The 22,099-nt window shown below is 65.2% G+C and carries 23 protein-coding genes; 10 read left to right on the forward strand and 13 right to left on the reverse strand.

Going from position 1 to position 22,099, the window contains the following annotated elements; translation table 11 throughout:
• Positions 1–19: 19 nt before the first annotated feature.
• From IT540_RS06215 to IT540_RS06250, 8 genes are all read left to right on the forward strand, one after another.
• Entirely contained in the window at positions 20–619 is a 600-nt protein-coding gene (locus IT540_RS06215) for a L,D-transpeptidase (RefSeq protein WP_291174550.1), read from the forward strand.
• Between the two features lie 228 nt (positions 620–847).
• Positions 848–1,891 carry a FliG C-terminal domain-containing protein gene (locus IT540_RS06220; protein ID WP_291174552.1) on the forward strand — a complete coding sequence of 348 codons (1,044 nt, stop codon included), beginning with the start codon at positions 848–850 and terminating at the stop codon, positions 1,889–1,891.
• Positions 1,891–2,847 carry a flagellar motor switch protein FliM gene (locus IT540_RS06225; RefSeq protein WP_291174554.1) on the forward strand — a complete coding sequence of 319 codons (957 nt, stop codon included), beginning with the start codon at positions 1,891–1,893 and terminating at the stop codon, positions 2,845–2,847. Before IT540_RS06220 ends, IT540_RS06225 begins: the two co-directional genes overlap by 1 nt.
• A 252-nt stretch (positions 2,848–3,099) precedes the next feature.
• Positions 3,100–3,582, forward strand: coding sequence for a hypothetical protein (locus IT540_RS06230; protein WP_291174556.1), 483 nt, complete (start codon positions 3,100–3,102; stop codon positions 3,580–3,582).
• A gap of 39 nt (positions 3,583–3,621) precedes the next feature.
• Positions 3,622–6,261 (forward strand): chemotaxis protein CheW, encoded by a 2,640-nt coding sequence (locus IT540_RS06235; RefSeq protein WP_291174558.1) that lies wholly within the window; start codon positions 3,622–3,624, stop codon positions 6,259–6,261.
• On the forward strand, positions 6,258–6,737 hold the full coding sequence (locus IT540_RS06240) for a chemotaxis protein CheW (protein WP_291174560.1): 480 nt from the start codon (positions 6,258–6,260) through the stop codon (positions 6,735–6,737). The genes IT540_RS06235 and IT540_RS06240 overlap by 4 nt, the downstream gene beginning before the upstream one ends.
• 87 nt (positions 6,738–6,824) lie before the next feature.
• A complete protein-coding gene (locus IT540_RS06245) occupies positions 6,825–7,190 on the forward strand; it encodes a response regulator (RefSeq protein WP_291174562.1) in 366 nt (121 codons plus the stop codon).
• A 79-nt stretch (positions 7,191–7,269) separates the two neighbouring features.
• Positions 7,270–8,202 carry a protein-glutamate O-methyltransferase CheR gene (locus IT540_RS06250; RefSeq protein WP_291174565.1) on the forward strand — a complete coding sequence of 311 codons (933 nt, stop codon included), beginning with the start codon at positions 7,270–7,272 and terminating at the stop codon, positions 8,200–8,202.
• A gap of 42 nt (positions 8,203–8,244) precedes the next feature.
• On the opposite strand, the gene IT540_RS06255 is transcribed toward IT540_RS06250, so the two are convergent.
• Positions 8,245–9,027, reverse strand: coding sequence for a lysozyme (locus tag IT540_RS06255; RefSeq protein WP_291174567.1), 783 nt, complete (start codon positions 9,025–9,027; stop codon positions 8,245–8,247).
• Positions 9,028–9,176: 149 nt separating this feature from the next.
• Between IT540_RS06255 and IT540_RS06260 the strand changes: the two genes are divergently transcribed.
• Positions 9,177–9,452 carry a hypothetical protein gene (locus tag IT540_RS06260; protein WP_291174570.1) on the forward strand — a complete coding sequence of 92 codons (276 nt, stop codon included), beginning with the start codon at positions 9,177–9,179 and terminating at the stop codon, positions 9,450–9,452.
• Positions 9,453–9,635: 183 nt separating this feature from the next.
• Positions 9,636–9,860 carry a hypothetical protein gene (locus tag IT540_RS06265; protein WP_291174572.1) on the forward strand — a complete coding sequence of 75 codons (225 nt, stop codon included), beginning with the start codon at positions 9,636–9,638 and terminating at the stop codon, positions 9,858–9,860.
• On the opposite strand, the gene IT540_RS06270 is transcribed toward IT540_RS06265, so the two are convergent.
• The 12 genes from IT540_RS06270 to flgH form a co-directional block, all read right to left on the reverse strand.
• Positions 9,808–10,167, reverse strand: coding sequence for a hypothetical protein (locus IT540_RS06270; RefSeq protein ID WP_291174575.1), 360 nt, complete (start codon positions 10,165–10,167; stop codon positions 9,808–9,810). The genes IT540_RS06265 and IT540_RS06270 overlap by 53 nt on opposite strands.
• A gap of 81 nt (positions 10,168–10,248) precedes the next feature.
• The gene (locus IT540_RS06275; protein WP_291174577.1) at positions 10,249–11,697 is read right to left on the reverse strand and encodes a flagellar hook-length control protein FliK; all 1,449 of its coding nucleotides are present in this window, start codon (positions 11,695–11,697) and stop codon (positions 10,249–10,251) included.
• A complete protein-coding gene (locus IT540_RS06280; protein ID WP_291174579.1) occupies positions 11,694–12,980 on the reverse strand; it encodes a hypothetical protein in 1,287 nt (428 codons plus the stop codon). Before IT540_RS06280 ends, IT540_RS06275 begins: the two co-directional genes overlap by 4 nt.
• Before the next feature lie 20 nt (positions 12,981–13,000).
• The gene (locus IT540_RS06285) at positions 13,001–14,206 is read right to left on the reverse strand and encodes a MotB family protein (RefSeq protein ID WP_291174581.1); all 1,206 of its coding nucleotides are present in this window, start codon (positions 14,204–14,206) and stop codon (positions 13,001–13,003) included.
• Positions 14,203–14,811, reverse strand: a complete 609-nt coding sequence (locus tag IT540_RS06290) for a hypothetical protein (protein WP_291174583.1) — start codon at positions 14,809–14,811, stop codon at positions 14,203–14,205. Before IT540_RS06290 ends, IT540_RS06285 begins: the two co-directional genes overlap by 4 nt.
• Entirely contained in the window at positions 14,808–16,493 is a 1,686-nt protein-coding gene (gene fliF / locus IT540_RS06295; protein ID WP_291174585.1) for a flagellar basal-body MS-ring/collar protein FliF, read from the reverse strand. Before fliF ends, IT540_RS06290 begins: the two co-directional genes overlap by 4 nt.
• Positions 16,494–16,657: 164 nt before the next feature.
• Positions 16,658–17,608, reverse strand: a complete 951-nt coding sequence (locus IT540_RS06300) for a flagellin (RefSeq protein ID WP_291174587.1) — start codon at positions 17,606–17,608, stop codon at positions 16,658–16,660.
• 177 nt (positions 17,609–17,785) lie between these two features.
• On the reverse strand, positions 17,786–18,718 hold the full coding sequence (locus tag IT540_RS06305; RefSeq protein ID WP_291174590.1) for a flagellin: 933 nt from the start codon (positions 18,716–18,718) through the stop codon (positions 17,786–17,788).
• A 197-nt stretch (positions 18,719–18,915) separates the two neighbouring features.
• Positions 18,916–19,845, reverse strand: coding sequence for a flagellin (locus IT540_RS06310; protein WP_291174592.1), 930 nt, complete (start codon positions 19,843–19,845; stop codon positions 18,916–18,918).
• Positions 19,846–20,115: 270 nt separating this feature from the next.
• A complete protein-coding gene (gene fliP / locus IT540_RS06315) occupies positions 20,116–20,853 on the reverse strand; it encodes a flagellar type III secretion system pore protein FliP (RefSeq protein ID WP_291174594.1) in 738 nt (245 codons plus the stop codon).
• The gene (locus IT540_RS06320) at positions 20,850–21,344 is read right to left on the reverse strand and encodes a flagellar basal body-associated FliL family protein (protein WP_291174596.1); all 495 of its coding nucleotides are present in this window, start codon (positions 21,342–21,344) and stop codon (positions 20,850–20,852) included. Before IT540_RS06320 ends, fliP begins: the two co-directional genes overlap by 4 nt.
• A gap of 11 nt (positions 21,345–21,355) precedes the next feature.
• Complete coding sequence (gene flgH / locus IT540_RS06325; RefSeq protein WP_291174600.1) at positions 21,356–22,084, reverse strand: flagellar basal body L-ring protein FlgH; 729 nt, start codon at positions 22,082–22,084, stop codon at positions 21,356–21,358.
• Positions 22,085–22,099: the final 15 nt, after the last annotated feature.

Consider the following 22,099-nt stretch of genomic DNA (forward strand, 5'->3'; position numbering starts at 1 on the left):
CTCAGGGGGAGCCTCTCGCATGACGATCGAGCGTTCCGCAACTTGGAGCCCGTGCACGGCCGGCATCGGACGTCTGTCTCTTCTGGCCGCACTTGCAATGACATTTGCCGCGCTTGCGCCGCCTCGGGCCTCGGCCCAGGACCTCTTCTCGTTCCTCTGGGACGGCGGATCACGCTCCGTCGTTCGCTTCAGCCCGAAATACGAGCCGCGCCAGATCATCGTCTCATTCGGCGACAAGAAGCTTTACTGGGTCCACAAGAAGGGCGAAGCGATCAGCTACCCGATCGCCGTTCCGCGCGAGCAGAGCCGCTGGTCGGGCGTCACCAGCGTGTCCGACAAGCGGGTCAACCCGTCCTGGACACCGACGCCGACCATGCTGCGCGAGAACCCGCGTCTCCCGAGCTGGGTCCCGGGCGGCCATCCGATGAACCCGCTCGGCGTGCGGGCGCTCTACCTCGGTTCCTCCGCCTACCGCATCCACGGCACCGATGCACCCTGGACCATCGGCACGGCCGCCTCCAAGGGCTGCATTCGCATGTACAACGAGGACGTGCTGGACCTCTACCCGCGCGTGCCCGTCGGCACCAAGGTGACCGTCACCTGGCAGCGGTTCGGCTAATATCCAATCGTGCGGGATAGAGGCCACAGACGCCCGAGGAACGGCCGCGCGGAGTTGTAGGTCTCCTCGAACCTCAAGCCTCGCTCAAGGCAAATCGCGGAAGCCTGGAACTTGGGCTTCCGGGGCGTTCGGGTAGCATTTGCGTTGACGGAAAGCAGCGATGGAGCGGCCCCGTGCGGGGGCGCCCAAAAGGATTCGCGCCTCCAACCATGGCACCTTGAGCGACCGATGACCCAGGCGCAGGCCGCGAGACGATCGACGAGGGGCGAGGAGCCTGCAGAGCAAGCGGAGCTGACCGGCCCGAAGAAGGTGGCCGCCCTGCTTCTTTCCATGGACAAGAAGGTCGCCTCGCGCATCCTGAAGCACTTCGACGAGGACGACATCAAGCTCATCGCGCAGACCGCGACCGACCTCGGCGCGGTGAGCAAGGAAACTCTGGACGCCCTGATCGAGGAGTTCGCCCGGCACCTACGCACCGGCGGCGATCTCATCGCCACCGCCCACGAGGTGGAGGCGCTTCTTTCCGGCGTGGTGCCGCCCGAGCAGATCGCCGAGATCATGACTCAGGTGCGATCGAAGTCGCTGCAGTCGATCTGGATCAAGCTCGGCGAGGTGCCGGAACTCTCCACCGCACAGTATCTGGCGAAGGAGCATCCTCAGGTCTCGGCCCTGGTCCTCTCGCGCACGCCGCCCGCCTACGCGGCTGCCTCGCTCAAAATGCTGCCCGGGCCGCTGCGCAACGAGATCATGCGCCGCATGCTGGCTCTCAAGATCGTGCTCGAGAGGCCGATCCAGATCCTCGAAGGCGCCGTCAAGGAGGAGTTGCTCTACAAGAGCGCCAAGAACACCGGCCCCACCATCCATGCTCGTCTGGCCGACATCATCAACAAGATGGAGCGCAAGCAGATGGACGAGATCCTGACCGATCTCGACCAGCATCGCCCGAAGGAGGCCGAGCTTGTCCGCAGCCTTCTCTTCACCTTTGACGATCTGCAGAAGCTCGCGCAGCCGGCGCTGGTCACACTCTTCGACGGCATCCCGGCAGACCGTACCATCACCGCCCTCTTCGGCGCCGAGCCGAGGATGATCGACTTGATCCTCGAGGCCACGCCCGCCCGCGCCCGCCGCATGATCGAGCAGGAGCTCACGACGGGCAAGAGGGCGTCTCCGAAGGAGGTCCAGAAGGCGCGGCGCGCCATTGCAGATGCGGCCATGGAGATGATCGAGAAGGGCATCATCGAGATCGGCAATCCCGAGGAGGATGAGGAGTGATGCGGGAGGAGTACGCAGACATACGCGACTCCGGCGGCCAGCCCGCCACGGAGAAGCTACTCGAGCCGCCGAAGCTCGAGGTCGAGCGCCTGCACGTCCTGAAGGGCGTGCTCGAGCGTCTGGTGACGACGCTCGCGGAACGCTTTCGCGAGTATTGCAACGTCCCGTCGTCCTTTTTCGTCAACCAGATGGAGAGCGGCAACTCCTGGGACGTGCTCGAGTCCTACGAGGACAGCATCGCCGGCATCTACTACTGCCGCCAGTGGGACGCGAAGATCGTCGTCGGCCTCGACCGCCGCTTCATCTTCTCGCTCATCGACGCGGCCTTCGGCGGCGACGGCAGCATGCCGCCGTTCGAATCCGACCGCCCCTTCACCTCTCTCGAGGCCCGCCTCGCGCGCAGCGTCTTCGGCATCGTCATTCCGGAGCTCGAGGACCTCCTGAACCCGATCACGCACGTGAATTTCGAACTCGAGAAGCTGGAGACGAAGCTCGATTTCCAGATCCTCGGGCAGACCGACATCCCCGTCATTGCCGTCCAGGTCCTGTTCCAAATCCTCGACAACGGCGGGCGCATGTTCATGATCATCCCCCAGGCGGCCCTGCACCCGATCCGCAAGCTGCTGGAGCGCACGCGCGCCCTCGATGGCACGAGCGTCGACCCCGACTGGCAGAAGAAGATGCAGGACGGCCTCGCGTCCTCGGACATGCTGCTCAAGGGCGTCCTCGAGGGACCCGAGATGACCCTCGATCAGATTGCCGCGCTCGAGCCCGGGCAAATTCTCCGCCTCAACGTCGACACCAAGAGCCTCATCGCTCTCGAATGCCAGGACGAGCGCATCTTCTTGTGCCGCCTGGCGCAGTCGAAGAGCCAGTTTGCCCTTGTCATCGAGCAGCCTGTCGATCGCGAGAAGGAGCTCGTGGCGGATCTCATCTCCGGCACGCAGACGCGCTGATCAGGGCGACCTACAACTCCGAAGCCGCATGCCGCCGTCGCCAATCGCGAGTGGACCGCCCCGCTCTCAGAGCGCACTACCAATACGTATGACGGATTTTCAGCGGTCGTCCTGTTCCGGCGTTCGTAACCGATTATTAGCTAACGCCGTGGAGTATCGTCCTGGAATCGGACGAAACTTCAACGCGGGCGGCGAAAAATGGCAACGGCTGAAACGGGGATCGCATCGGAGGAACCCAGCGCGACAGACTCCTTGGAAGAGCGCGCGGCAAGCCTCGTCAATCCCGCATCCGGCATTGCCAACGACTACCTCAATCACTTCAACGAGGTTCTCCTGCTGATCGAGAACCTGCCGACCCTACTGCCGGAGATGCTCGACGAGCTTCTCGAATGGCGTCCCGTGACCTATCGGGAATACTTCGCAAAATCGCTTCTTCCGGGTTCCGCCCGCGCGCTCGAGATCTACGAGGGTCTCGACGAGGGCTTCCGCCGCGATTTCGAAAGCATCATCGACGGCGTCAATGCCATGGCGATGGCCTCGATCGACGTCATCCGCGCCCATCGCGGCCCTGACGGCGAGGTCGATCCGTCGCGCGTCTCGGATTTCTGCGAGAACGCCTCGTGCGCCATTCGCAGCGCCCTCAACCGAGCATCCGATCTCGTCAACAATGGAAGAGAGAAGTCGGCCGAGACGCCGCAAGGCATGGCGGATCGGCTGATACCGTGCGTCGCGTAAGCAAGACCTGAGACCGCTGGACGCCGAGGGGGACTTCCAATGGACGAGCTGCTGAAAGATTTTCTCACCGAAACGACAGAGCACATCGAAGGCGCGGAAACGCAGCTCGTGCACTTCGAGCGCAATCCTACCGATGCATCCCTGATCACCAGCATCTTCCGCCTGGTCCACACCATCAAGGGCACGTCGAGCTTCCTCGGCCTCGAGCGCTTGGAGCGCGTCGGCCACGCCGCCGAATCCGTCATGGGCATGCTGCGCGACGGCGTTCCGCCGACCCAGCACTCCGTCAGCATCATTCTCGCCGCCATCGACCGCATCAAGACCATCATCGAGGAGATCGGCCAGAACGGATGCGAGCCGCCGGGCGATGACAGCGAGATCATCAACGCGCTCGAAGCCTACTACGCCGCGGGCTCGGAAGCGGCAGAAGCCGCGGCCGCCGCGGAGGCAAGTGCGAAGGTCGCCGCTCCGGCGCCGAGCGAGGAGCCTCCTTCCGTACAGGCCGAACTGACGCCCTCCGCACCGGTTGCCACAGCACCGCAACCCGCACAGCCTGCCCCCGCCGTGCCTGCCTCGACCAAAGAGTCGGCCAAGGCCCCCGAGTCCAACTCCGGGTCGCAAGCCAAGGCTCAGGGCGGCTCCACCGCCAATCAAGAATCCATCCGCGTCTCGGTCGACACCATCGAGCGCATGATGCAGCTCGTCTCCGAGCTGGTCCTCTCCCGCAACCAGCTCCTTGAGCTGGCGCGCCACCGCGAGGACGACGCCATCAAGACCCCGCTGCAGCATCTCTCGACGCTGACCAGCGATCTGCAGGACGCCGTCATGCGCGCCCGCATGCAGCCCGTCGGCCGCCTGTATGCCAACCTGCCGCGCCTCGTGCGCGAGCTCTCCACGAGCCTCGGCAAGAGCATCGATCTCGTCACCGAGGGCGCCGACACCGAGCTCGACCGCCAGTTGATCGAGGTCATCCGCGATCCACTGACCCACCTCATCCGCAACTGCGCCGACCACGGCATCGAGCGGCCAGAGGAGCGTCTTGCCGCCGGCAAGCCCGAGCGCGGCGAGATCCGCGTCTCGGCCGCCCACGAGGCCGGTCAGATCACCATCGACATTGCCGAGGACGGCAAAGGCCTCGACACCGAGCGCATCAAGAAGAAGATCCTCGCCCAGGGGCTCGCGACGGAGCAGGACCTCCGCGCCATGAGCAACGAGGAGATCTACCGCTTCATCTTCGAGCCCGGCTTCTCGACCGCTCAGGTGGTCTCCAACGTCTCCGGCCGCGGCGTCGGCATGGACGTCGTGCGCTCGAACATCGAGGCCATCGGCGGCTCGGTCTCGCTCTCCTCCATCGAGGGCAAGGGTAGCCGCTTCTCGCTGCGCATCCCGCTGACACTCGCCATTGCACCGGCCCTGATCATCGAGGTCGCAGGCCAGCGCTTCGCCCTGCCGCAGACTTCCGTGGTCGAGGCGGTGAGCCTCGGCAAGAACTACAAGGAGCTGATCCAGGACGTGCAGAACGCCCTGGTTCTCAAGCTGCGCGAGGAGGTCATTCCCGCGGTCGAGCTGCGGAGCGTGGTCGGCCTCGGCGGCAACGAGGACCACGAGAGCGAGAAGCTCGCTGTCGTCATGCGCGTCGGCACGGACTCGTTCTGCATCATCGTTGACGGCGTGGCCGACATCCAGGAGATCGTCGTCAAGCCGCTTTCGGCCTCGCTGGCTCATCTTAAGGTCTTCAGCGGCCACACCATCCTGGGCGACGGATCGGTCGTGCTCATTCTCGATCCCTCCGGTCTCGCCGCCAGCCTGGGCATCGAGAAGTCGACCGAGAAGAAGCGTGCCGAGGTGCGCGATCAGAACGCACTCGAGCGCCGCCGTCTCGTCATGTTCAAGGCCGGCTCCGGAGCCCCCAAGGTCCTGCCGCTCTCGCTCGTCTCGCGCATCGAGATGGTCGAGACCAGCCGCATCGAAAGCTCGGACGGCCGCCTGATGGTCCTGCTGCAGGGCCGCCTGATGCCGATCGTCCCGATCTCGCACGAGATCGACATGTCGCAGCCGTCCTATCCCGTGCTTGTCGTCGCCACCGACACGCACGCCATCGGGCTCATGGCCGACGAGATCGTCGATATCCTCGAGGAGAAGCTCGAGATTCAGCTCGCCAGCGCCAACTCCGAGCTTGTCGGCTCGGCGGAGATTCGCGGCGAGGCCGTCGAGCTCATCGACGTCTCGCACTTCATCCGCCTTGCTGCTGATCCCGGCAGGAGCGCTGCCACGCCGCAGCGTATCCTCTTCGCTGCCGACGATCAGCTCGTGCGCGACATGCTGTGCCCGGCGCTCTCGGCCGCGGGCTACAATCTGGTTGCGGCCCCGATCCCGGCCGACGTGAACGAGCTGATGAGCCAGATCGCCACCTTCGACGCGGTCATCCTCGATGCGGACGCACCGCGGCTGTCCACGCCCGACGTCCTGCGTGCGCTCAAGGAGCGCAAGGACGCGAACCGCATCCCGGCTATCGGCCTGAGCAAGAACCCGACGCCGCGGGCGACCCGCATCGCCACCGAGAGCGGCATGGCCGCGCTCGTCAGCAAGCATGACCGCCACGCGCTGCTCGAGACGCTTGCCTACGCGCTCGACGCCGCCGCAGACGCCAAGGCCATGAGCATGGAGCTTGCCGCATGAGCAGCATGAGCGCAGCCGTTGCCGTCTCTGCGCTTTCCGACGTCCCGACCGCGGGCGAGGAGAGCTACTTCACGGTCTTCGCAGGGGGCGAGGCGTTCGGTCTCTCGGTCCTGCACACGCAGACCATCTTCCGCATCACCAGCGTGACCCCGATCCCGCTCGGCCCGGCCGACATCGTCGGCCTCGTCAACCTGCGCGGCAAGATCGTGACAGCCGTCAGCCTGCGCCGCCGCCTCGGCATCCCCGTGGACGAGGTGCAGAACTCGCTGGCCATCGGCATCGAGCACAAGGGCGAGAACTTCGCGCTCATCGTCGATGAGGTCGGCGACGTGCTGACGCTCGATGCCTCGATGAAAGTCCAGATCCCTGCTCATTTCGATCCCGCCCGCTCCCGCTTCATGGCGGGCCTCTACAAGGTCGGGAACCTCCTCATTCCCGCGCTCAACATCGGAGCACTCTTCGACTTCACGAGCTAAGACCAACCCGACCGCTTCCGACGGAATCATCCGATCGGAGGCAAGAGGTCGCATCAGGCGTATCCAATAAGCGTAAAGGTGAGTGACATGAAAAAGGCCCTCGTCGTGGATGACTCGTCGTTCATCCGCAAGATCGCGAGGCAGATCCTCGAGAACATCGGATTCGAGGTATCGGAAGCCAAGGACGGTGCCCACGCGCTCGAGCAGTGCGAGGCAAGCCTGCCCGATCTCATCCTTCTCGACTGGAACATGCCGGTGATGAGCGGGCTCGAGTTTCTGACCAAGCTTCGCAAGATGCCGCAGGGCGCCGAGCCCCAGGTGGTGTTCTGCACGACCGAGAACACGCGCGACAAGATCCTGACCGCACTCGAGGCCGGCGCCACCGAGTACATCATGAAGCCTTTCGATCAGGAGATCATCCGCACCAAGCTCGAGCAGATCGGAATGGTCTGAGAAAACTTTTCCGCTGCGCAGCTTAGCGGGACGCACCGCTTCGCGATCGGCTCAACCAATAGAACCAGTGAACCGTAACATGTCCCAAGCGTTCGATGCCCTTTGCGAATACCTGCGCCGCAACTCCGGCCTCGTGATGGAGAGCAGCAAGAAGTACCTCGTCGAAAGTCGCGTCATGCCGATCGTCCGACGCGAGAAGCTGTCCGGGCTCGAGGAGCTCGTGGCCCTGCTGCAGAGAGGCCAGTCGCCCAAGATCGCCAAGGACGTCATCGAGGCGATGACGATCAACGAGACCTACTTCTTCCGCGACAAGTCTCCCTTCGACCAGTTCCGTTCCGTCATGCTGCCGGCCTTGCTTGCCGCGCGCCAGAACGAGAAGCGCCTGCGCATCTGGTCTGCCGCCTCATCCACCGGCCAGGAGGCCTACTCGCTGGCCATGATCCTTGACGAGTTCGCCGCTCGCATGGTGGGCTGGAAAGTCGAGATCGTGGGTACCGACCTCTCCGAGCAGGTGCTTGAGAAGGCGAAGAAAGGCATCTACTCGCAGTTCGAGGTTCAGCGCGGTCTTCCAGCCCCGATGCTGCTGCGCCACTTCAACCAGATCGGCGAGAGCTGGCAGATCTCCGACCACATCCGCTCGAAGGTCTCCTTTCGCCCGCTGAACCTGCTTGCCGACTTCACCGCGCTCGGGCGCTTCGACATCATCTTCTGCCGCAACGTGCTGATCTACTTCGATGCCGTCCGCAAGACCGACATCCTCGCACGCATGACGCGCGTCCTGGCGCCCGACGGGTACGTGACCCTCGGCGCCTCCGAAAGCCTGATCGGACTCAAGACGGAGCTTGTGCCGCATCCCGAGCACAGGGGCATCTTCATGCGCGCGGGCGCGACCTCCAATGCGGCGGACACGCCGGCATCCCGCTTCGCGCAGCCGTCCGCTCCGTCGGCCACGCTGCCGCCCGGGTTCGGCGCGGCCGCCCTCTCCGCAGCCCGCTTCCGCACCGCCGGCTAAGGAAAAGAGAGATCAGATCGTCGGGATGCACGGCGCGGCGGCTCACACCCGCCGCGTTTCCTTGTCCTGCTGATCTCGGCTCGCGAGCTCGCTTCCACGCCCAAGCTGCGCCAAGCGCGCGATCTCGGCAGCACCTCCCGGCCCAAGACGCTCGCCGCCAACGAGGGCCATGAGCGCTTCGTTCGCCACACTGGCCAAAGGACCCGACAGCGCCAGGCGCTCCGTGCGCGGTCCCCTCTCGAACACGTCCGCTCTGCCCTCGGCCGCCGTTGCAACGGAGCGTACCGGACGCGCGGCTATCATCTCGGCAACAGTGCGCGCGCTCTGATCCCGGTCCACGATGACCGGCGGCAGCGCGGCCGTAGCGTCGCCATCCGTCAACCCGGCACCGACCGCACCACCCATCGCCACTGCGTCGGGATTGCCGATCCACAGCGCTTCCTGCGACCGCCGATTGACCAGCCCCGGCAGCACCTCGCCGCCGGCCTTGTTGTATTTCTGGAAGATCTCGCGTGCAGCCTCGAGGTCGCCGCGCCGCACGGCATCGCCGAGCCCGCTCTCGATCCACGCCGTCCCCGCGTTGTAGGTAAGCGACGTCAACGCCGCCTTGGTGCCGTCGTCGACATGCGGCGCCGCCTTCTCGACAAGGGACCGCGCGGCCGAGACCTCGGTCTGAAAGCGCCGCTCCGCCTCCGCGCGGTCGATCACCTCGCCGGCAAAGCGCGCTTTGGTCCCATACCCGGTCGAGAACTGCGCGTAGTCCCAGCTCGCCTGCGGCGTGAAGCCTTCGAAGTTGCGGATAGCATCCAGGTAAAAGCTGTGCATGGCAGGGATCGGTAGCCTCCGGCCAGCCTTGTTAACGCGGCGCCCTTGCGTAAAGCTGACCGCCGTTCCGGATTGCTCGGCTGGCCCTGCTCAGCCCCGCCCTGGCACGCGAGTTGCGTAGAACGGATGTGTCTTCGTTTGGTGCAACCATGCAGCTTTCCGCAAGCCTTCGCGCAAGAATTTCTGCTCTGGGCGAGCTCTCTCGCCCGCTCGGCGACGCACGCGCGACGACATTAGCCCGCGCCCTCGCCAACGCCGTTGCCGCAGACGTGGCGCAGGGCCGCGACCCCGAGGCCACCATCGACGGCTGGATCCGCCGCATCGCGGCCGAGATCGTCGACAAGGCGCCCGCCGAGACCGCTTCCACCGCTCGCAAGCCCTCTGGCCCGCGCCGCATCGGCGACGTCCTGCCCGAGATCCACTGATCCCACGCTTCAAATCTTGACGCTGCCCTTACGCATGTCCCGAATCGGGACAAAAATCCGGTAAAATTTGAAGCAACTTTTGCGGCTGCATCTAAGCCGGCTGCAACGGGGTCTGAGGTAAAAGAATGAGGCTGCCGCAAGGGAAGCGGCCAGCTCAAGAAGTAGGGTCAGGGTCAGTCAAACATGCCTCAGAAATCCAGCGTCTCCGTGCTGCGTCAGCGGCGCGACAACATCCGCGAGTGGCTTGAGGAAGAGGCGCCGTACACCGACGTCGACCAGCGCCATCTCGATGCCCATACGCCCGAGCGGGCCTACTGGCACCACGGCTATCAGGCCGCGCTGACCGACATCATCGCTATGCTCGCCCTTGAAGACGGAAAAACCGGCACCTCGGGCATTCCCAATTAGTTCCCGCCGGCCGGTCGGGATGCATGCGGTTGCCGGGCGGCTGGAAATCATGGAACAGCTCACATTCCGCGTGGAAGGCCTGCTCGCTCGTCGGTGAGCACCTGTACTTGAACAGGTTGCCTGATCCGATGAGCTGCAGGAGCCTGTCACGCACGTCGTGATCGGCCCGCCCCACGAAGTCGACATAGAAGCGGCCGTCCGGACCCTTGTGGCCGAGCACGAAAGCGCCGGGCGCGACCCGCGGGATGCTGTCGGTAATGTCGTCGTAAGCGAGCCTGAAGGGCCCGAGAAGTCCTGTGGTTGTCATCGCTCTCGCCGCTCGTCTGACCGTCGATAGAAAAATCACGCTCATAGACAACTCTCGTACGCGACACGACTTTACCGGGCCTTAAACATAGATCCCGCCGGCGGCCCTGCGAACACCGCCGCTGCCGACATCCTTATCGTCAGATGGGTGACGATCCGCCGGATTTCCAGATCCCGCCTGGCCCGGACGGCCCTGGCCGCCCGATGAATCGGAAAGTCCCTGGCCCTGGCCCTGCGAACCGCCCTGCGACGCGGCCGCGCCCTGCTCCCCGAACCCGGCAAGTGACGCGAGCGAGCGGCTCGCTTCGCTCTGCGGCGCGGTCGTAACGCCGTCGACCGTATAGCCGGCCGAGGCGAGCGCACTCACGAGCGCCTCTCGCTCGCTTTCGATCACGGCCAGCGTATCGAGCCTCTGGGCCTCCAGATGAATGGTGACGGCGTTTTCCTTGAGCGCGATACGAACCGTTACGCTGCCGAGATTGGCGGGCTTGAGCTCGAGATGCAGAACCTTGACGACGCCGTCGGACGACGTCTCGCTGAGCCCGTGCGCCCTGAGCTCGGAACGCACCTCGGCGGCGATCTGATCGCTTACGGACTCATGGGGGACACCCGCATCCGCCGGGCTAGCGACGGCCCCGGCACGCGGCGCGGCGCCAGCCATCATCGACAGGAACGCACCCGTAGCCTGTTGCTGCGCGCCGGCGCCCGAAGAGCCGCGGCCCTCCTGCTGCCGCCCCTCCTGTCCCGAGATGCTTTGATCTGCGAGCGCCGTCGCACCTCCCTTGCCTGCCGTCTCGTCCGCAAATGCAGCGACGCGCGGCACCCCTGTCGCTGTATCCGCCTTCGACCCGACCTCTGCGGCTGCACCGCTCCCACGCAAGCGCGACGACCTTGCGGCCTCGTCCATCGCTTGCGAGAGGGTTGCTCCGAGCGCGGCCGTCTTTCCTTCGCCCTGAGCCGAGGACGCGCTCTTGGTCGGCTCCTGTGCCGGCGCAAGCGACGTGAACGCATCCGAAGGCCGATCGACGGCGAGATGCGTTTCCTGCCCGGCCACCGTGACCTTGATATTGAGCACCTCCGGCGCCGCCTCGCCCGAGGCGGACGTCCCTCCGGACTTCAGCAGGGCGAGCAGCGGCTCGGCATCAAGACTCTCGCCGTGCTCTCCGACCTGCCCCGGCAGCCACGGCCCGGTCTCCCCGACCGTGCCGTCGCCCGTAGGAACGGCAGGTACGGATCCTGACAAGACCGGGATGTCCACCTCTTCCTCCGTTGCGCGAGCCGCACCGCCGAGCTGGGCCAATATCGCCGAGAGATCGACCGCGCCGGCGGGCTCCGCACGGGGAGACGCTCCCTCGCCGTTGCCGGCGGCGTCATCGCCACGATCGTCGCCCGCGCCGCGGGAGCGCGAGGCCGTATCGAGCGCATCGCGGAACGAGGCATCCCTCTGCCCTGTTTCGGCCCCGCCGGAGACGGGGCGCACACTCGGGGACGATGCGGGAAGTCCCGATGTAACAGCCTGTGCAGCACTCACGGCGACGATCCTCCGAGCAGTGTATCGACTTCTGTCAGCAACGCCCGCGCCCGCCCGACCGACTCCGGCTCAGCCTCCTCAAGCGCACCGGAAACGGCCGGCCATCGACCGACGGCACCCGCCACGGCAAGGGCCGAGTCGCGGATCTCGCGATCGGATGCACCGACCTGCGCGACATCGACGTCGTTGAGCAGCAGGACGCCCTGCTCGAAATCGTGCGTTGCCGCGAGTGCCGCGCCTTCGAACAGCTTCGCACGCTGAAAAGACCGGCTATCGGCCCGCGAAAGCTCGCGCGCCTTGGAGGCCGCGAACCGGGCGATGTCGATGTTGCCGCCCTTCGTGGCCTCCTCCGCAATGGCAAGATAGAGGCCGGCACGTTCCGTAGCCGGCACCTTCATGAGCTCCGTCTCCGTGCGCGAGATCCATTCCGAGGCGCGCTTGAAATTCTGCCGTGCCACACCGGCGAAGAACTGGCGGCGAAAGCTGCGCGCGAAGAGCGAATTCGGAAAGCGGCGCGAATACTGCGCCGTGAGCATGTCGAAGCGCTCCACCTCGCCCTCCCTCGCGACGAGCAGGATCTGCTGCCGAAGCGCCGATTCCTCGATCAGCGTCCCGGGCGAGAGCAGGCGCGCCTCGTCGAAGAAGTGAATCGCCTTACGCGCGTCCTTCTTGGTGATCAGCGTGCCTTGGATGAGCGCCACGATGCCGGCGAGCAACGGATCGAGCGACCGCGCCTCGATCTTGTGGAGCAAGCCCAGCGCATCGATGACGCGCCCCTCGCCGTAGGCCATCGCCCCCCTGAGCACGCGCCGCTCGACGAGCGGTGTGCCCGCACGTCCGGCGGCGGCCTTTAGCACAGCCGGATTACCGCCCGACAGCACGAAGAATATGGCGGCGCGCACGTTGCGCACATCGTCCCACACCGCAACCGGCAGCGCCGTCATCTCGGTCCCGAGGCTCTGCATGAGTTGCCGTTGCTGCTCGTGCGCCGTCGCGCTCCCTGCAGCGACCTTGTCTTGCACCGAGCGCAACGCCCGGATGAGAACGAACGGCTGCTTGTCCGCCTCGACCGCAGGCATCTCCGGCCAGAGAGGCGCCGGAGCAGGCTCCCCCTCCTCCCCCTCCTCGCCATTCTCCGCCTTCACGGCTTCCGCCGCCGTTTCCGGCGGCACCTCGGCCGTCTCGGCCGCCGCGACGTTGATCAACGATACGCCGCCAGCCAACGGCTCGGCTGCAACCGCCGCCGTTATACCGGCGACGAGGCCGGAAAGAGCGAGACACATCTGCAGTGAGCGCGCGGCAATCACAGGCTCGGCCTCAGCATGATCTCGATGCGCCGGTTCTCAGCCGCATTCGGATCGGTGATATTCTTGGGATTGCGGTCGGCGCGCCCCTCGATGCTCTCGAAGCGCCGCTCCTCGATGCCGCCCCTTGCCAGCATGTAGTAGGCCGCCTGCGCGCGGGCCATGGACAGCCGCCAATTGTTGTTCCTCTCCGTCCTGAACGGGCGCGCGTCCGTGTGGCCCCGCACGATGATCCTGCCCTGGTGTGCGGCCAAAACATTCGCGACCTTTTCCATCACCACGACCATCTCGGGCTTCGGCGTCGCCGATGCGCTGTCGAACATGCCGAATCGGAAATCGTCGGTCAGGCTGATCATCACGCCCTCGTCGACCCGTTTGACCTCGATGTTCGGCTTCTTGTCGTCCGCGACCATCCCCAGCGCCTTGGCGAGCTCGCCTTCGAGCGTCCTGACCTGCTCGCTAATTCTGTCCGAGGGAGCGTCCCGAGAAGACGCCTTCTGGTCCGTTGCGTCCGGCGGACCATCCTCGGCCACGTCCGGCTTGACTTCGAGAGGCTTGTCGAGGCCCGGCGGCAACGGATGCGCACCCGGCTCGGTGAGCGTCATTTGCTCGTGCTCGCTCTGCGCCGCCTTCGGCTGCGAGAGGGACTGATCGGCAAACGGCTCGAAGGGATTGCTGAAGGCTTCTCCGGCCGGACCCAAGCTGTCGTTTCTCGAAACGTTGGACTGATCCGCGTTACCCTCGGCCTTCATGGCGAGACGCGCGAGCACACCATAGGGATCGTTGAACAGCTCCTCCTCCGCCATGTGCGCATCGCCTTCCGGCAGATCGCCGTCGCCGCCGGGCTTGGAGGCCGCCTGCCGCTTGTTCTTGTCGTCGACGGTGTTCTCGTGCGCGCCCCGGTCCGCCGGCCCCTCGGTCGCCGGAGCGGACTTCGGCGGATCGCGCTCGTCCTCCATGCCCTTGACGGTCGGACGCTTCGAGTTGAGCTTGAGCGGATTGAAGTAAGTGGCGATCTGCTGGATCTTCTCCTTGTCGGAGACGTTGAGCAGCCACATGACAAGGAAGAACGCCATCATCGCCGTCATGAGATCGGCGAAAGCGATTTTCCAGGCGCCTCCGTGGTGGCCGTCGTCGCCGTCGCCGCCGCGACGACGAACGATGACGACCTCGTGCGGAACGGGCATATCGCCGTCGGCGCTCATGAGCGGCTCCCCGCAATGACTTCAGCCCAGGCTCCGATCCGCGTCGCGAGGATGGTCTCGTCGGCACGGATCACAAGATCGGCTCCGTCCGCCGCGACGAACGACAGGCCGGCGTGGCGGCCAGCGAGCTGCTCCTCCATCGCCGCCAGCAGGTCCGGAGGGCCCGATATGGTGATCCTGGCGTAATCGCCTTTGGACATCAGACCGTTGAGGGACTGCGCGAGCTCCTCCACGGCCCTATGGCGAACCTCCGCACTCAAGACCGTCTTCAGGACCTCACCGACCACGTCGGAAACCCGATTCTCGAGATCCTCGAAAGCGGTCGCGATCATCTCGCCAAGCCGCGTGCTCTGCTCAGCCACCCATTTCTGCCGCTCGGCTGCGAGCCGTTGCTCGAAAGCCGCGGCCTGTGCGGCAGCGGCCGCCTCGTTCTCCACTTGTGCCGCAGCCCGCCCTTCGAGAACGCCTCGCGCATGCGCCTCGTCAAGCTGGACATCGAGGTCGGAGGTACCTTCCGACCCGAACGCTCCAAGGCCGCGCCCGCCGCGCCGCGACGGCTCGCCGGAAAGCTCCTTGAGGTAGTAGGCAACGGGAAGCGCCGTCATGCCACACGCTCCCGCATCCATTGCTTGAGGATGTTGGCGGCCTGCTCCTCATCGAGGGCGACCATCTGCTCGAGCCGCTTCTGCGAGAGACGCAGCACGTCGCCGGTGATGTCCTCGATCAGGTTGGGCTCGCGCTCCTGCTTGATCCCGAGCAGCTCAGCCGTCGCCGCGGAATCGATCGCGGCCACGTCGCTCTCCTCGCTTGTGAGCAGCGGCCCCTCGTCGGTCACCGTACCGGCCGCCGCGGCGCCGAGCGCGCCACCCGCGACCTGTCCCTCGCGCTGGTCGAGCAACAGGCGCGTCACCGGCCTCATGCCGAACACGACGACGATGAAGACCAGGCCCAGCACCGTCAGCGCCTTGATGAGCCCGGTGGCGAGGCCGATGAGCGGACCGGCGAGGCTCGCGGAATCAAAGCCGTCCCCCGTGCGGGCATTCTCGGCGAACTCGACGGCAACCACGCTGATCTGATCGCCGCGTTTGACGTCGACGCCGGCGGCCGTCCCCACCAGCCGCTCGACCTCCTTCACCTGCGCCTGCACGGCTTCCGGAGTGGCGGCCTCGCCGAGCGTCTCAAGCAGCCGTTTGCGGTTTAGAACCACCGCAATCGTCAGCGCCTCGACGCGATAGCCCTCGCTTGTCGTCGACACGATCTTCGAGTTGAGCTCGTAGTTCGAAAGATCCTCGCGACGGTCGTTGATGCGCTTCGACTGATCGCCGCCGGAACCGTCGGCGGCCTGGTCCGGCACGTTCTGCTCGACACCGACCGGAGAGCGGCTGGCGGTGTTCTCCTGCCTACCGGATTCCTTGACCACCCTGAGCGAGCGTTCGACCTTGGAATCCGGATCGAACGTCGTCTCGTTGGTCTGCCGCTTGTCGATGTTGAGGCTGGCGGCGACGCTGACCTCGAAGTTGTCGAGCCCGAGGTAAGGCGTCAGCGTCTTCCTCACGTTGTCGCTGAGATCCTTGGCAACCGTCTTCTCAAGCTCGATCTTGCGGCTTGAGGTCGAGGAGCTGGCGTCTCCCGCCGAAGCCAGCACCGTGCCGTCGGTATTGAGCACGCTGATGTCGTCGACGGTGAGGCCGGGCACGGCGGCCGAGACCAGATGGCGGATGGCCTGCGCCATGGAGGTGTCCGCGGCCATCTCGGTACGAATGACGACCGAGGCCGAGGCCGGCTGCCGGCCGCGCCGGAACGAGCCCGTCTCCGGCAGCACGATATGGACGCGCGCGGCCTTGACCCCCTTCATCGCCTGGATGGTGCGCGCCAGCTCGCCTTCGATGGCGCGCACCCGCGTCACTTCCTGCATGAAGGAGGTGAGGCCGATGGGGCCGAGCTTGTCGAACAGCTCGTAGCCGGCGTTCGAGCTCGAGGGCAGCCCCTTCTCGGCAAGCAGCATGCGCGCCTGCGCCGTCTCCTCCCGCCGCACCATGACCTTGGTGCCCTCCGCGTTGACGTCGAAGGCGATGCCGGCATCCTTGAGCACGGCACCGATCCGGCTGACGTCCTGCGCGTTGAGGCCGGCATAGAGCGTGTCGTAGTCCGAGCGGCTGAGATAGAAGCTGCCGAGACCCACCGAAAGGAACACGGCGAGACCGACCAGGCCGAGCGCGGCCAGCCGCTTCGTGCCAAGCGCGAGCAGATTGCTCCAGAGCCTGTCCAGTTGTTCGATGCCGAGCATCCCCGCCCCAATCGCGTGCGCGCCATTTCGGAAGTGTGCCGGGGGGATTCTGAGCAACTAAGCTTGCGCGGGAATTGCGGGGGTCGCTTGCGCGCGCACGCGATCCGAAAATGACGAGAGCCACGCCAGACGGCGTGGCAGCCTGCCAGGCAGGCGACTCCCGTTTAGTTCTGGAACAGCCTGAGGATCATCTGCGCCGACTGGTTGGCGATGCCGAGCGCCTGCACGCCGAGCTGCTGGCGCACCTGCAGCGCCTGGAGCCGGGTCGATTCCTCGTTCATGTCGGCGTCCACGAGCTGGCCGATGCCGACATCGATCGCATCCATCAGCTTGGCGACGAAGTCCTTCTGCAGGTTGATGCGCGATTTCGCGGCACCGAGCAGCGTGGCCGCGTCCGTCATGGTGTTGAGGGCGGCATCCACCCCGTCTACCATCGCCTCGAGCCCGAGCAGATCGTCCGGATCGTCGGTGATCCCGCTGATATTCATTCCTGTGGTGGCACCTGCGATCGAATAGGTCGCCGTGGTGCCCGCAAGCGCATAGCTGGCCACCGAGTCGAGAATGCCCGACACCGTTCCCGTCGTCGTATCGAACAGCATCGTGCCCGATGGACCGATGTTGATCTCGATGGTTCCGATGGTGATGGACCCCGTGCTGTCACGGGAGAACGAGGCGACGATGGTCTTCGAGAGCGGTCCGCCCGAATCACCCTGCAGCCAGTTCTCGCCCGAGAACACGGCGGATCCGGCCGTGTTCCTGAGCTCGGCCTGAAGCTCGGCGATCTCGCTCTGGATCTTGCCGCGATCCAGACCCGGTGCACGGGCGGCAACCAGCTTGGCCTTGATCTTCGTGATGGTCTCGATGGCGCTGTTCAGCGCCGTAACCGCGACCTCGACGGTCGCGGCGCCGAGACCCAGCGCGTCCTCGACGGTGGAGACGGCCGCGCGGTCGCTGCGCATGGTCGTTGCAATCGACCAGTAGGCGGCGTTGTCGGAGGCATCCTTGACCCTGAGACCCGTCGAGATACGGTTCTGCGTACCCAACAGTTCCTTGTTGGTCTGGGACAGCGTCTGCAGCGCGGTCATGGCCGCGACGTTGGTATTGATGCTGCTCATGCCAGCGCCCCTCTACCGATTCGTAAGTCATTGTTTCTTTCGAACCTTGTGCGGGGATTACGGAGGGGGCCGGCGCCACTCTGCCGGCGCGCGCGGGCACGATCAGAATGAAAAAGCAGAAGCCGCGAACCCGGCTGGGTCCGCGGCTTCCTTCCGAAGCGGAAATCTTGGTGGGGCTTACTGGAACAGCCGGAGGATCATCTGCGCCGACTGGTTGGCGATACCGAGCGCCTGGATGCCGAGCTGCTGGCGCACCTGCAGAGCCTGCAGACGGGTCGATTCGGCGTTCATGTCGGCGTCCACGAGCTGCCCGACACCGGTATCGATGGCATCCATCAGGCTCTGTGCGAAATCCTTCTGGATATCGATGCGCGTCTTGATGGCGCCGAGGCTGGTGGCTGCGTCGGTCATCGAGAGGATCGCCGCGTCGACCGTCGACAGCATGGCCTCGAGGTCCTCGAGGTCGTCATCCGAGTCCGTGAGCGAGCCGATGTCGAGATCGAGGACAGTGTAGTCCGTTGCGGTGGCATTCGGCAGCGCCGTAGCCGTGTCGAGCAGGCCGGCAGCCGTGCCCGTCGTCGAATCGACAAGGCGAGTCTTGTCGAGGTCAACGGTGATCGTGCCGATGCTGATCGTGCCGTCAGCCGCGCGCGAGAACGACGAGACGATCGTGCGGGTCGACGTGGGATCATCGCTGTCGCTCTTCAGCCAGTTCTGGCCGTTGAAACTCGCACCGTCGATGACGCTCTTGAGCGAGTCCTGAAGCTCTTTGATTTCGCTCTGGATCTTCGAACGATCCACGCCGGGCGTGCGGGCGGCGACCAGCTTGTCCTTGATCTTGCCGGCGATCTCGATGGCGCTTTCGATGCCCTTGGCCGCGATTTCCGCCGTGGCCGAGCCGAGACCGAGCGCGTCGGCAACCGTCGAGAGCGCCGACCGGTCGCCGCGCATCGTCGTTGCGATGGACCAGTACGCAGCGTTGTCCGACGCGTCCGCCACCCGGTAGCCGGTCGAGACGCGGTTCTGCGTCACCAGCATTTCCTTGTTGGTCTGGTTCAGGCTCTGCAACGCGGTCATGGCCGCGATGTTGGTGTTGATGCTGCTGCCCATCGTATGATTCCCTTCCGACTCGTCTGTCCCGCTCCAAGTCGGGCTTTCATGGTCGAACATAGGACGGGTTGCTTACCGAACCGTTAAAGGGTGTTCCAAATCGGCCACGGCACCCCAATGTGCGCGAAAGCGAAAAAGGCCGCGCCTGGGTGGCGCGGCCTTCCGGAAAGCGAGGGTCAAAGGATTTTGACCGGGGATTACCTGAAGAGCGACAGGATCGACTGGGCGCTCTGGTTGGCGATGCTGAGCGCCTGGATGCCGAGCTGCTGACGCACCTGCAGGGCCTGCAGCCGGGTCGATTCCTCGTTCATGTCGGCGTCCACGAGCTGTCCGACACCCTTGTCGATGGCCGCCATCATGCTGTTGGCGAAATCCTTCTGGATGTCGATGCGCGTCTTGATGGCGCCGAGCGAGCTCGCCGCGTCGGTCATCTTGCTGATCGACGTATCGACCGTTGACAGCATGGCCTCGAGGTCCTCGAGGTCGTCCTCGGAATCCGTGAGCGAGCTGATGTCGAGATCGAGCACGGTGTAATCCGTCGCGGTCGCGTTCGGCAGCGCCGTAGCCGTATCGAGAAGACCGGCGGCAGTACCGGTCGTCGAATCGACGAGGCGGGTCTTGTCGAGATCAACGCTGATCGTACCGATCGAGATCGAGCCGTCCGACCCGCGCGTGAACGAGGAGACGATCGTACGCGTCGACGTGGCGTCGTCGCTGTCGCTCTTCAGCCAGTTCTGGCCGTTGAAGCTCGCGCCGTCGATGACCGACTTCAGCGACTCCTGGAGCTCCGTGATCTCGCTCTGGATCTTGGCGCGGTCCACGCCGGGCGTACGCGCGGCGAGCAGCTTGTCCTTGATCTTGCCCGCGATATCGATGGCGCTCTCGATGCCCTTGGCCGCGATGTCGGCCGTGGCCGAGCCGAGACCGAGCGCGTCGGCAACCGTCGAGATCGACTGGCGATCGCCGCGCATCGTCGTCGCGATCGACCAATAGGCGGCATTGTCGGAGGCACTGGCGACACGCAGGCCGGTCGAGATCCGGTTCTGCGTCTGAAGCATTTCAGAGTTCGTCGACCGAAGAGTCTGCAACGCGGTCATAGCCGCGATGTTCGTGTTGAGGCTACTCATGTTCTACCCTTACGCTACGCGACTACGGCCGTAATCGGCCACGCTACACGCGGCAGCGCGCCCGGGCATACCCCCCGAATGTCCATCTGCCACTACGGCAGGACCTTAAGCTCGATATGTTGATTCCGAGTTAAGCGGGACTTGACTGCCTCGATAAAATAGTCCGCGTCGTGACAAACATGGGGGACGCAGTCGACTCTGTACGACGATAGTCTCAAGGGAGCGCGATGGAGGTATCTGCATCTCGATGCAGATAAACCGCACGCGAGTTCAAGGGAAGGATCGGACGAGGCCACCGATCAGAAGATTCCAGCCGTCGATCAGCACGAAGAACAGCACCTTGAAGGGCAGGCTCATCACCGTCGGCGGCAGCATCATCATGCCCATCGACATGGTGAGTGTCGCCACGATCAGGTCGATGACGAGGAACGGCAACACGACCAGGAACCCCATCTCGAAGCCGCGCCTAAGCTCGGAGATCATGAACGCGGGCACCAGCACGCGAAGCTCGACCTCGGCGTCGGGCGCCCGCGGTCCGAAGCGCTCCTGGGCCAGATCCTCGAACAGCTCGAGATCCTTGGGCCTCACGTTGGCGGCCATGAACTCGCGCAAGGGCTGGGTGATCTGCGTGTAGGCTTCCTCCTCGCTGATCTTGTTCTCGGCGAACGGCTTGAGGCCGTTCTGCCATATCCGGTCGAAGGTCGGCGCCATGACATAGAAGGTCATGAACAGCGCCAGGCTGACAAGGATCATGTTGGCGGGTGTCGTCTGCAACCCGAGCCCGGTGCGCAGGAGCGACAGAACGATCACGAACCGGGTGAAGCAGGTCACCATCATCAGCAGGCCGGGCGCCACCGATAGCATGGTGATCAGCACCACGAGCTGCACCATGCGCCCGGTCACGGTCTGCTCCCCGGCCGGCAGCAAGCCCTCGAGATTGAAGCCCTGAGCCAAAGCCGCGCCGGGCAAGACGATGAGCATCATGAAGACGAGGGCGAGACGCTTCATTCGACGACGACCCCGTGAATGATGACGTCCTTGATGTGCTCGCGGTCGCGGATGGTAGCCCGGTCGACGAGGTCCTCGCGCAAGTTCTGGAAGCCGCTCGGCCCCTCGAACTGAGAGAGCGTCGCGGTCCTCAGATACGCGACGAAATCCTCCGCGACTTGAGCGGCCAGGAGATCGACACCCTGCATCACGCCATCGACGAGCATGGAGGCCTCGATGCGGATCCAGGCATCGTGAGGTTCCGCGAGATTGGCGACGATGGGCGTCATGGCCACCAGAACAGCGGTGGGCGAAACGCTCGGAGCGGGCGGTTTCTCCGCCTTTGCCGCCTTCTCCTTGCCGCCCGCCTCCGCCTCGACCGCACTCTGCGGTTGCGTGCTGACCACGAATCCGAAGCCTGCACCGAAGCCGAGCGCGAGAAGCGTCACGACGACGAGGCCGATCAGCCCGCCGCCGCTTTTTTCGTCCCCCCTCGCGTCCGCGCTGGCCACGGGCTCGCTCCTCAGAAGGGCGTCAGCAGATCGAACAACTGCTGCCCGACCGCGGGTTGCTGCACCTCGGTGATGCGGCCGCGTCCGCCGTAGGAGATGCGCGCCTCCGCGATCTTATCGTAGGCGACGGAATTGTCGGTCGAGATGTCGCGCGGCCGGACGATGCCCGCAACGCTGAGCTCGCGCACCTCGAAGTTCACCCGCACTTCCTGGCTGCCGCTGATGATGAGGTTGCCGTTCGGCAGCACACCGGTGACCACGGCGGCGATCAGGAGCTCGATCTTCTCCGAGCGCGTGATGCCGCCCTTGCTGTCCGTCGAGGTCTCGCCTTCCGCCTCCACGTCGACGGACAGGTCGCCGGTATGATTGAGCCCGCCCGTCGTCTGGAAATCATACCCGACCTTCGGCTTGAGGCTGGTCTTCGAGTCCCGCGATCGCTTGGAGTTGTTGTCGAGCGTCGCCTTGTCCTTGATCGAGATCTTGACCGTGACGACGTCGCCGATCTTGCGCGCCCTGGGATCCCGGAAGAGATCCGCGCTGGCGTCCTGCCAGATGGAGTTGCCCGGCCGGTAGGCGGGCTGAGGCGCGGGCTCGGCCGGCAGCGGCACACGGTCGGCGAGCAGCCCGGAGCCCACGGCGCTGAGCGCCGGCTGGCGGTTGAAATCGCCGATCTCGTTGGCGCAGCCGCCCGCCGAAAGCGCGAGCACCGCCACAACGGCCAAAACCGGCGCACGCTTCAGCGCCGGCTTCGAGAA

Origin of the sequence: Hyphomicrobium sp., from assembly GCF_020852195.1 — a bacterium.
Lineage (GTDB): Bacteria > Pseudomonadota > Alphaproteobacteria > Rhizobiales > Hyphomicrobiaceae > Hyphomicrobium_C.